Source organism: Streptomyces sp. NPDC058291 (assembly GCF_042880855.1).
In the GTDB taxonomy this organism is placed as follows: domain Bacteria; phylum Actinomycetota; class Actinomycetes; order Streptomycetales; family Streptomycetaceae; genus Streptomyces.
Window position 1 is genome coordinate 1 of sequence record NZ_JBHVYK010000147.1, and the last position, 10,534, is coordinate 10,534.

General features: G+C 73.8%; 8 protein-coding genes. 3 read left to right on the forward strand and 5 right to left on the reverse strand.

What is annotated here, in order from left to right; genetic code table 11:
- Positions 1–30: 30 nt before the first annotated feature.
- A complete protein-coding gene (locus tag ACFVYK_RS37080; protein ID WP_389781141.1) occupies positions 31–1,161 on the reverse strand; it encodes an aminoglycoside phosphotransferase family protein in 1,131 nt (376 codons plus the stop codon).
- A 231-nt stretch (positions 1,162–1,392) separates the two neighbouring features.
- Between ACFVYK_RS37080 and ACFVYK_RS37085 the strand changes: the two genes are divergently transcribed.
- Positions 1,393–2,895: a hypothetical protein gene (locus ACFVYK_RS37085; protein ID WP_389781142.1), complete on the forward strand. Its 1,503-nt coding sequence runs from the start codon at positions 1,393–1,395 to the stop codon at positions 2,893–2,895.
- Between the two features lie 45 nt (positions 2,896–2,940).
- On the opposite strand, the gene ACFVYK_RS37090 is transcribed toward ACFVYK_RS37085, so the two are convergent.
- Positions 2,941–4,338: a PP2C family protein-serine/threonine phosphatase gene (locus ACFVYK_RS37090; protein WP_389781143.1), complete on the reverse strand. Its 1,398-nt coding sequence runs from the start codon at positions 4,336–4,338 to the stop codon at positions 2,941–2,943.
- Between the two features lie 349 nt (positions 4,339–4,687).
- Here ACFVYK_RS37090 and ACFVYK_RS37095 point away from each other — a divergent pair, with 349 nt between their 5' ends.
- On the forward strand, positions 4,688–5,101 hold the full coding sequence (locus ACFVYK_RS37095; RefSeq protein ID WP_389781144.1) for an SsgA family sporulation/cell division regulator: 414 nt from the start codon (positions 4,688–4,690) through the stop codon (positions 5,099–5,101).
- A gap of 13 nt (positions 5,102–5,114) precedes the next feature.
- On the opposite strand, the gene ACFVYK_RS37100 is transcribed toward ACFVYK_RS37095, so the two are convergent.
- Entirely contained in the window at positions 5,115–6,140 is a 1,026-nt protein-coding gene (locus ACFVYK_RS37100; protein WP_389781145.1) for a Gfo/Idh/MocA family protein, read from the reverse strand.
- A gap of 335 nt (positions 6,141–6,475) precedes the next feature.
- Between ACFVYK_RS37100 and ACFVYK_RS37105 the strand changes: the two genes are divergently transcribed.
- Positions 6,476–7,258, forward strand: a complete 783-nt coding sequence (locus ACFVYK_RS37105; RefSeq protein ID WP_389781146.1) for an alpha/beta fold hydrolase — start codon at positions 6,476–6,478, stop codon at positions 7,256–7,258.
- A 25-nt stretch (positions 7,259–7,283) separates the two neighbouring features.
- Here the strand turns inward: ACFVYK_RS37105 and ACFVYK_RS37110 are convergent, their stop codons facing one another.
- Positions 7,284–8,777 carry a glutamate synthase-related protein gene (locus ACFVYK_RS37110; RefSeq protein WP_389781147.1) on the reverse strand — a complete coding sequence of 498 codons (1,494 nt, stop codon included), beginning with the start codon at positions 8,775–8,777 and terminating at the stop codon, positions 7,284–7,286.
- A complete protein-coding gene (locus tag ACFVYK_RS37115; protein WP_389781148.1) occupies positions 8,778–10,394 on the reverse strand; it encodes an alpha/beta hydrolase in 1,617 nt (538 codons plus the stop codon). It lies immediately after the preceding gene.
- Positions 10,395–10,534 lie beyond the last annotated feature (140 nt).

The window sequence follows — 10,534 nt, forward strand, 5'->3', positions numbered from 1 at the left end:
CCGATGCGGCGCGCCGCGGACCTCCGCCCCTCAGCGCGTGCCGACCGCCGCGCGCACGGCCCGGCGGGCCAGCTGGCAGTCGTCGTGCAGCCGCCGCAGCAGCAGGCGCTGTTCCTCACCGGACGGCGCCGCGCCCGGGTGGCCCGCGACCGGAGCCGTGTCGTGCATCGAACGCTGCACGGCCGTCTCGTAGGTGCGGATCTCACGGGTCAGCACCAGCATCAGGTTCACCAGGAAGGCGTCCCGTGCGGCAGGTCCCGCCGACTGGGCGATCTGGCTGATCTGACGGCGCGCCACCGGCGCGTCGGCCAGCGTCGACCACAGCGTCGCCAGGTCGTAGCCCGGCAGGTACCAGCCCGCGTGCTCCCAGTCCACCAGTACGGGACCGGCCGGTGAGAGAAGGATGTTCGACAGCAGGGCGTCACCGTGACAGAACTGGCCCATGCCCTGCCGGCCCGCGGAGGCCGCGATGCCGTGCAGCAGTTTCTGCAGGTCACCCATGTCCCGGTCGGTGAGCAGCCCCAGCTCGTGGTAGCGGGAGATGCGGGCCGCGTAGTCCAGCGGCGCGTCGAACGTTCCCGCCGGCGGTCGCCAGGCGTTGAGCCGGCAGATTGCGCCGAGCGCGGCCCTGACGTCGGCGCGCGGCGGGGCCTCGGCGGGGTGCCGTTGCAGCGCCGCCACCCGTCCCGGCATCCGTTCGATGACCAGGGTGCAGTTGTCCGGGTCCGCCGCGATCAGTCTCGGCGCCCGCACGGGGGGGCGGTGCCGGACGAACGTGCGGTACGCGGCTATTTCGTGCCTGGCCTGCTCCGCCCATACGGGGGAGTGGTCCAGTAAGCACTTGGCGACGGCCGTGCTGCGTCCGGTCGTGCCGACCAGGAGCACCGAGCGTCCGCTGCGGCGCAGCACCTGGACCGGGGAGAACTCCGGACAGATACGGTGCACCGAGGCGATCGCCGCGCGCAGCTGGGCCCCTTGAGGACCGGACAGGTCGAGTCTCCCGCTGAGCGGTTGCGTGCCGAGCCCCGCGGGGCGCCGGGCCGGGCCCGAGCCAAGCGCGGGTCCCGCCGAGCGTGCGGGGTCGAGATAGGGGCCGCCGCCGCCCGGGCGGGTGTGCAGCGACCGGGGCGGGGCGGACACGGAGGACGATGCTGCGTACATGGGAGAAACAGATCCCTTCGTGTGCCGGACGTCAGAGCGCTGCCCCGACCGGCCCTTTCGGGTCACCCTGGGGAATGTCCCTCGGCGACCGGGGCGGGGTGGCGCTTTCCTACCTGACACCCGTCGCCCCGTGGCACACCATCTGGCGCACCCTGGCGAACCCTGGCGAATAGTCGCCCGGCAACTTTCCCGGGGCTACTGTCAACTCAGCCGAGAACCTGGGGGCTTGACGTGAGCGGACAACCCAACACCCGCCTTGCGGACCTGTTCGGCCTGGCCGGCTGGTCCAAGGGCGAACTCGCGAGGCTGGTCAACCGGCAGGCGGCGGCCATGGGCCACCCCCAGCTGTCGACCGACACCTCCCGGGTGCGGCGGTGGATCGACACGGGAGAGATCCCGCGCGATCCGGTGCCGCGGGTGCTGGCGGCTCTGTTCACCGAGCGTCTCGGCCGTGTCGTGACCATCGAGGACCTCGGTCTGGTCCGGCACGGGCGTACAGGGAAGCGGCCGGGCGGCGGGAGTGCGGAACATCCCGACGGCGTGCCGTGGGCGCCCGAACGGACTGCCGCGGTCCTCACCGAATTCACGGGAATGGACCTCATGCTCAACCGACGCGGCTTGGTGGGCGCGGGTGCCGCGCTCGCCGCGGGATCAGCACTCAGCAGTGCCATGTACCAGTGGCTGCACACCGACCCCACCCTCTCCGCCGACGCTCCTGTCATCGACCACCCCCTCCTCCACCATGCCGACCAGTCCGGGTTCGACCGCTACGAGGCCGCTCCGATCGGCACGGAGGAGGTCGACGAACTGGAGCGCTCGGTCGAGGTGTTCCGGGCCTGGGACGCGGCCCGCGGAGGCGGGCTGCAACGCAAGGCCGTCGTGGGACAGCTCAACGAAGTGGGCGGCATTCTCGCCTACCGCCACCCCGCCCATCTCCAGCGGCGCCTGTGGGGCGTCGCGGCCAACCTCGCGGTCCTCGCGGGCTGGATGTCGCACGACGTCGGCCTGGAGCCGACGGCCCAGAAGTACTTCATCATCGCCGCCCATGCCGCACGCGAGGGCGGCGACCGGCCCCGCGCCGGCGAGGCGCTGTCCCGGGCGGCCCGTCAGATGGTCCACCTCGGACGGCCCGACGACGCCCTCGACCTGATGAAGCTCGCCCAGTCCGGCTCCGGCGAAGACGTGCTGCCGCGGACCCGGGCGATGTTCCACACCATCGAGGCCTGGGCGCAGGCGTCGATGGGCAAGGGGCAGGCCATGCGCCGCACCCTCGGCCGGGCGGAGGACCTGTTCGTCTCCGACCGGGGGGACCTCACCCCGCCGTCCTGGATGCAGACCTTCAAGGACGAGGATCTGTACGGGATGCAGGCCCTGGCGTACCGCACACTGGCCGAGTTCGAGCCGCAGGCGGCCGCGCACGCCCAGTACTACGCGGAGAAGGCGCTGGCGCTGCGCGTCGACGGCCGGGAACGGTCGAAGATCTTCGACCATCTGTCCATGGCGTCCGCCTGCTTCATCGCGAACGATCCCGAACAGGCGGACCGGTTCGCGCGGTTGGCGCTGATGTCGATGGGGTCGAACTCCTCCCGGCGCACCTGGGACCGGCTGAGTCAGATGTACCGGCTCACCGCTCAGTACGCCGACTCCCCCCGGATCAGCGAGCTGCGCGAGGAGATCAGGCTGGCGCTGCCGAAGCAGAAGGGAGTGCGGCCCGGCGACAACGCCCGGGCGTGAGCGAGCCGGAGTCCGTCGCGTTCGTCAACGACATGCAGGGGGCCGTCACCGGGTGACGCGGGCGACGAGCACGCAGGCCTCGTGATCGCGTCCGCTCTCGCCGCACTCCGCCACGACCGTCCGCACGCAGTCCTGCGCGGTGGGGGCCCCGGTCAGGAGGGGGGCGAGGCCGAGGAGGCGGTCGGCGGGCGCGAGTCCCTCGGTGTGCAGCAGGAGCACGTCGCCTTCTTCGAGGGTCTCCTCGGCCTGCCCGTAGGCGGCGTGCGAGGTGGCCCCCAGAAGCACGCCCTCCGGTGCGTCCAGTCGGCGTCCCGCCCCCGCCCGGAACAGCAGGGGGGCGGGGTGTCCGGCCTGCGCCCATGTCAGGACGCGGGTGTCCGGCCGGTAGGTGCAGCACAGGGCGCTGCCCAGGGCGGGCCGGCCGGCGGCGTCCAGCAGCTGGCTCAGCCAGGCCATGAGCTGGGCCGGCTCGGTGCCCGCCATGGCCATGCCCCGCAGGGCGCCCAGCGTCATCGCCGTGTGGGAGGTCACGGCGGGGCCCTGGCCGGCGAGGTCGCCGACGCCCAGCAGGGTTCTCCCGTCGGGGACTTCGAGCGCGTCGTACCAGTCGCCGCCGATCAGCGACGTCGTGGCGGCGGGCAGGTGGCGGGCGGCGAGGTCGAGGGAGCCGGCGCCTCGGGTCGGCGGGCTCGGAACGCCGCCCCACTGCGGCAGGACCGCCTCGCGCAGTTCGACCGCGAGCCGGTGTTCGCTCTGCGCGGCCGTGTGCCGTTGCCGCTGGAGCGAGTCGCGGCTCTCACGCACCGCCCGCTGGCTGCGGCGCAGTTCGCTGACGTCGCGCAGCACCGCCCACATCGAGGCGGTGCCGCCCTCGGCGTCGAGCACCGGCTCGCCCATCATGTGCACGGTGCGGGGCTCGCCGTCCGGCCGGACGACGCGGAACTCCCCGTCGATGGGCCGGGCGTCGACCAGGCAGTCGGTGACCATCGCGGTCAGCTTCGGCCGGTCCTCCTCCAGGACCAGCGAGGGCAGTTCGTCGAGCGTGAGGGCAGGGGCGGCGGGATCGCGGCCGAGGATGCGGTGGAGCTCGTCGGACCAGAAGGCCTCGTCCGTCAGGAGGTTCCACTCGGCGCTGCCGACCCGGCTGAGCAGTGACTCGCGCCGGTGCGCCGGCGCGGCGGGCGCGGTCCGCGCGGCCGGCGCGTTCGGCGGGCCGTCCCGTAACTGGGCCAGGTGCGCGTCGAGATCGTCGAGTTGATGCCGTGCGAGGTCGTACAGCGCGCGCTGCCAGCGGCCCTGGGGGTCCGTGCCGTCGCCCTGCGCGCCCAGCCGGACGGCGTCCATGTCGCCCTTGAGCCGTCGCGTCTGCGTGATCAGCGCGTCGACCGGGCCACGCCCTGGCGGCTGGGCGGCTGAGCGGTCCGCGGAGACATGGGGCGGCATGACGCACTCCGATACGGGACGGTACGGCGAGGGGCCGGCGCAAGGGCCGTCACGACTGTCGCACAGCGCGCGACGACGTGTAAGGGCTTTGGCAACACCCGATTCGGTGGTGCTTCTGGCATATGCCAGTGTCTTCCGGGGGGTGTGCGGTCTTGCCGGTGGAGTGGGTCGCAGGGTACTCAAGTCGTATGAGACGTACGTGACTTGGGGGACACGTGGGGGGCCCGGGAGGACCGTCGGTCAGGTGTTCGACGGCTCTGTGTCCCCTCGTTTCCGCGGTGTGACGCACGTCACAGAAATGGAACCCGCTTTCGCGTAATGCGAACGGGCTCCGCGAGGTCGTACATGCATGGACATCACTCTGGAACAACCCGTCCGCGCCCGGCTGATCACCGCGGAGGACCAGGAGCTGCCCGTGCCCGCCACGCTCCGCTACCACTCCGCCGACCCCTTCGCCGTGCACGTCGACTTCCCGCCGGAGGTCTCCCTCGCGGGCGAGGCGGTCACCTGGACGTTCGGCCGCGGCCTGCTGGAGGAGGGCGTGAGCGGCCCGGCCGGAAGCGGCGACGTGCACATCTGGCCCTGCGGACGGGCCCTCACCGTGATGGAGTTCCACTCCCCGCTCGGGATGGCCCTCCTCCAGTTCGACACGGGCGCCCTGCGCCGCTTCCTGGTGCGCAGCCACGCGGTCGTCGCCGCGGGGCGGGAGGACGTCTCCGCCGCGGTGGACCAGGGGCTGCAGGCCCTCCTCGGCAACGTCTGAGGCCCGCCCGGCCTCAGCGATCGCTCTCGGCGTACAGGCCCGGACGCGGGGCGAGTTCCACGGCGGTGCGCGCGCCGCTCTCCAACGCCCTGACCCCGGCCTCGGCGACGACGGCGGCCGCGTAGCCGTCCCACACGCTCGGCCCGGTCACCTCGCCCCGCCGGGTCGCGTCGACCCAGGCCTGCACCTCGCGGTCGTAGGCGTCCGCGAACCGCACCAGGTAGTCCCGGGGCACGTCCGCGCCGACGGCGCCCCGTGCGGTGACCAGCATCCCGTGGTCGTCGCCGATGCGCGCGCCGCCCGCCTCGCACACCGCCTCGCAGCGCACCTGGTAGCCGAAGCCGCAGTTGACGAAGACCTCCACGTCCACCAGCGCGCCGCCCTCGGTCTCGAAGAGCACGAACTGCGGGTCCTGCAGGCCCTGTGGGGCGCCCGAGGACACGCGCGGGCGCAGCACCGTCACCGCGGTCAGCTCCTGGCCGAGCAGCCAGCGAGCCGCGTCGATCTCGTGCGACACCGAGCTGTCGACCAGCATCGCGCTGGTGAAGCCCGGCGGCGAGGAGACGTTGCGATGCACGCAGTGCAGCATCAGCGGCCGTCCGAGGCGCCCGTCGTCCAGCAGTGCCTTGAGCCGGCGGTATTCGGCGTCGTAACGCCGCATGAACCCGATCTGCGCCAGCCGGCGACCCAGCGCGGCCTCCGCCTCCATCACCCGCAGCGCCCCGGCCGAGTCCGGCGTCATGGGCTTCTCGCACAGCGCCGGAAGGCCCCGTGCGAAGGCCGCGAGCAGCGCTTCCCGGTGCGCGGGACCGGGTGAGGCGATCAGCACGGCCTCGACGCCGGGCGCGTCGAGCGCGGCCTGCACGTCCGTGTGGACGGTCACCGCCTCGATCCCGGCGACGGCCTCCTTCGCGCGCGCGGCGTCCGGGTCGGCGACGGCGACGACCCTGGCTCCGCTCACCACGCGATCGAGACGGCGTATGTGGTCCGCGCCCATGTGTCCGGCGCCCAGCACCGCAACGCCCAGCAGGTCGGCCACGTGCGGTCTCCTCCCGGGTCGACGATCACGCCGTAGCGTACGCCGCCGGGGTGACGGCCGGACCGGCCCGGCCGGCACCCCGACGGCGCGGCACGCCGGCGAGCCCGTCCGTCCCGCCCAGGGCGCCGTCCGGCACGAAGCGCGGTCGGCGCCGGTCTTCAGACGCGGCTCGACGAACGCCGACGAACGCATGCCGGGCACTCGGCGCGGGACCGGCACACGCGGCCGCACGGCTCCGCCGCCGCCCGCGACTTCTCGGGGTGCGCCGGTGACGGCGACCCCGGCCGCCGGTTACCGTACGCGTCAGTAACCGGGACAGGATCGCAGGAGGCACCATGCCGCAGCTCGAAGTCGACGGCGCAGCCCTGACGTACGACGACGAGGGGCCGCGGGACGGCGACGGCGTGCCCCTGGTGTTCGTGCACGGCTGGACGGCGAACCGGCGCCGCTGGGACCACCAGCTGGCGCACTTCGCCGGTAAGCGCCGGGTGATCCGGCTCGACCTGCGCGGGCACGGCGAGAGCGGCGGCGCGGGCGTGAGGACGGTCGCGGAACTGGCGGCCGACCTCCTCGCCCTGCTCGACCACCTCGACGTCCGGCGGTGCGTGCTCGTGGGCCACTCGATGGGCGGCATGATCGCGCAGACCGTCGCCCTCTCCCACCCGGAGCGGGTCGAGCGCATGGTGCTGGTGAACTCCATCGGCCGGATGACCTACAGCCGGGGCAGGGGCCTGCTCATGGGCGCCTCCACGCTCGTCCCCTTCAAGATGTTCGTGGCCGCCAACATCCAGCGCGCCTTCGCCCCCGGTTACCCCAAGGACGAGATCCGCGCCTGCGTCAAGGCCTCCGCCGACACCCCGCGCGAGGTGGTCATGACGCTGTACGGCGCCATGCGCGCCTTCGACGTCCTCGACCGGGTCGGCGAGATCCAGGCCCCCACCCTGATGATCCACGGCTACCACGACATCCAGCTCCCGGTGCGGCAGATGCTGCGGATGGCGATGGCCTACCCGGACGCCGTCGTCCGCATCATCGACGCCGGCCACGAACTTCCCGTCGAGAAGCCGGCCGAGCTGACCGCCGCGATCGACGCCTTCGTGACCGTCAAGCCCGCGTAGCCGCCCGACGGGCCGTGCACGGCCGTCAGCCGAAGCCGTCCGGATCCGCCGCCTTCCAGTCCGACTCCCAGGACGGCGGCGGCCCGGCGAGCAGTTCTCCCGGCGCCAGCCACTCGTACAGGTCCGCGTACGAGCGTTCCGCGCCCCCGGCGACCCGTCGGACCAGGTGGGCGGGGGTGAGCTCGCCCGGTTCGCGCACGCCCATCGCCGCCATGATCCGCACGGCGTCGCGCACCGTCTCCCGCTGGTAGCGCTCGACCCGCCGGGCCTTGTCGGCCACATGCAGGCCGCGGGCGCGCAGCGGGTCCTGCGTCGCCACGCCCGCCGGGCATCCGCCGGTGTGACAGCGCCCGGCGCGGACGCAGCCGACGGCGAGCATCATCGCGCGGGCGGCGTTCGTGTAGTCGGCGCCCTGGACGAGGCGCCTGACGACGTCCCAGCCCGTGGCCACCCGGCCGCTCGCGCCGATCCGCACCCGGTCCCGCAGCCCGGCGCCGACCAGGGCGTTGTGCACGGTGACGAGCCCCTGGGTGAGCGGCATGCCGAGCCGCCCGGCCGACACCGACGGCGGGGCGCCCGTGCCGCCCTCCGCCCCGTCGACGACGACGAAGTCCGGGGCCACCCCCTCCGCCAGCATCGCCCGGCACACCGCAAGGAACTCGCGCCGCGCCCCCACGCACAGCTTCAGCCCGACCGGCTTGCCGCCCGCCGCGTCCCGCAGCCGGGCCACGAACAGCACCAGTTCCCGCGCCGTCGAGAACATCCGGTGCGAGGGCGGCGACACCACGTCCACGCCCACCGGGACGCCTCGCTCGCGCGCCACCTCGACGCTCACCTTCACCCCCGGCAGCACCGCGCCCGTGCCCGGCGCCGCCCCCTGCGACAGCTTCAGCGACACGCACCTCACCTCGGGCAGCGCCGCCTTGTCCGCGAACTCCCGCAGGTCCAGGCCGCCGTCGTCGCAGCGGCAGCCGAAGTACCCCGTCCCGATCTCCCAGACGAGGTCGCCGCCGCCGCGCAGGTGATGCTCCGACAGCCCGCCCTCCCCGGTGTCCTGCGCGAAACGCCCCAGCGCGGCGCCCCGGTTGAGGGCGAGGACCGCGGGCCCCGACAGCGCCCCGAAGCTCATCGCGGAGACGTTGAGCAGCGCCATGTCGTAGGGCTGCGAGCAGTGGGGTCCGCCCACCCGCACCGACGGCGGCTCCTCGGACGCCTCGACCGGCCGCAGCGACGGCACCAGGTACTCCGGCCCGTCCCACGCGTCGGCAGGGGGCTCCCGCACCGCGTCCGCCCGGGGAGGCGGCCCCCCGGCGAGACGTCCCAGCCGTCCGGCGTGGGCGACCAGCGGGTGGTTGCGCCGCACGGAGTGGCGCCGCTGCAGGAGGTCCCAGCCGCCCACGCAGGTCAGCGCCAGCGCGGGGCCGGCCGCGAACCACCAGCGGGCGGACGCCAGGAACGCGGCCGGCGCCGACCCGGCGGCGGTCAGGGCGACGAACAGCAACGGCCAGAAGCGGGCCACTCAGCCGGTGTCCGCGTCCGGCCCGCACGAGCTGCCGCTGGGCGGGAGGGAGCCGTACAGCAGGAAGTCGTCGACCTTGCGGTGCACGCACTTGGACGACCCGTACCCGGTGTGCCCCTCGCCCCGGTTGTCGAGCACCACGGCCGACGGCCCGAGCCGCTTCGCCGTCTCCACGGTCCAGCGGTACGGCGTGGCCGGGTCGCCGCGCGTGCCGACCAGGAGCATCTTCGGCGTGCTCAGGTTCTTCACCTCGTCGCGGACGAAGGCGGTGCCCTTGGGGCGGCCGTAGCACATCAGGACCTCGGTCAGCCGGTAGCGGCCGAAGATCGGCGACGCCTTGTCGTAGGCGGCCCGCAGCCGTTCGAGATCCGCGGTGACCTGCCGGGCGGTCGGGCGGTCGGGGTCGTCCGCGCAGTTGATCGCCATCAGCGCCGCCGGCAGGTTGTCCAGGGGGACGTCCTCGGCGTCGACCAGCGCACCGGGCGAGGCCCCGCCGCCCGGCGACCGGAGCGGAAAGGGCAGCGGAAGCGCGAAGCCGCCGCCCGCGAAGCCCAGGACGCCACTGGCGTCGCCGCTCTCGACCAGCTGGGCCAGCGCCCGCTCCAGCAACGGCCACAGCTCCTTGCTGTACAGCCCCTGCCCGAGGGCGCCGACCAGGTCCTGGCCGGTGAAGTCGGCGCCGAAGTCCGTCGGCAACGGGTCCTCGTCGAGCGAGCGGACCAGCCGCACGACCTGCTCGCGCGCCATGCGCGGATCCTGCCCGAAGGGGCAGGCGATGTCCTTCGCGCACCAGCCGACGAAGTCGTCCAGCGCCACCTGCTGCCCCCGCGCGCCCGCGAGGCCCTGCTCGCTGAGCGGCTCGGTCAGCGTGTCGACGCCGTCGAGGACCATGCGGCCCACCTTGGCGGGGAACTGGGCGGCGTAGACCGCGCCGAGCCGGCTGCCGTAGGAGAAGCCGAGGTAGTTGAGCTTCTTGTCGCCGAGCGCCTGGCGTATCACGTCCATGTCCCGTGCCGCGTCGACGGTGCCGATGTGCGGCAGGACCGGCCCGGAGTGCTCGGCGCAGTCCGCGGCGGCCTTCTTGAGCCGGGCCAGGAGTGTCCGCGGATCGCCGAGCGCCGTGTCGTCGTCCAGTGAGGCCAGCCCGTTGTCCTCCCCGCTCCCACAGCTGACGGGGGAGGAGCGCCCGACGCCCCGGGGGTCGAAGGCGACCACGTCGTAGCCGTCGGTCAGATCCAGGAACTCCTTGCCGCCGTGGGCGAGTTCGGGGACCCCGGCGCCGCCGGGACCGCCGAAGTCGAGTACGACGGAGCCGCGCTTGTGACCGGTGGCCCGGTATCGGGCGAGCGCGAGGTCGAGGGTGGCCTTCCCGGGGTGGGCGTAGTCGAGCGGGACGGTCACCTTGGCGCACTGCAGATCCTTGGGCATGCCGTCGCCCTTGCACGCCGACCAGGCGACCTTCTGGCCGTGGAAGCGGGACAGGTCGGGCGGGTCGTCCGCGTCCGCGGTCCGGGTCGCGACGGTCGTCGGCAGGCCCGCACCGATCAGGGTCAGTACGGCGCCGGCGGCGAGCGCACAGCGTCGCAGCCCGGGCCGCGTCGACAGCTTGGCCAGCATCAATGCCTCCAGGGACGCCCGCAGCGGTCCGGGGACGGCGCCCTCGATCACGATAAGCGGCCGTCCGACGACCCGCCTCCGGGCGGGAGCGGCGCCCGCGCCGCGGCCCCCGCGCGGTGGGTCCCTCGCAGGTCCCGCCC

Coding starts and splice junctions, on each gene's coding strand:
- ACFVYK_RS37090 (WP_389781143.1), bottom strand. CDS start 4,338: ATGCCGCCCCATGTCTCCGCGGACCGCTCAGCCGCCCAGCCGCCAGGG.
- ACFVYK_RS37080 (WP_389781141.1), bottom strand. CDS start 1,161: ATGTACGCAGCATCGTCCTCCGTGTCCGCCCCGCCCCGGTCGCTGCAC.
- ACFVYK_RS37105 (WP_389781146.1), top strand. CDS start 6,476: ATGCCGCAGCTCGAAGTCGACGGCGCAGCCCTGACGTACGACGACGAG.
- ACFVYK_RS37095 (WP_389781144.1), top strand. CDS start 4,688: ATGGACATCACTCTGGAACAACCCGTCCGCGCCCGGCTGATCACCGCG.
- ACFVYK_RS37115 (WP_389781148.1), bottom strand. CDS start 10,394: ATGCTGGCCAAGCTGTCGACGCGGCCCGGGCTGCGACGCTGTGCGCTC.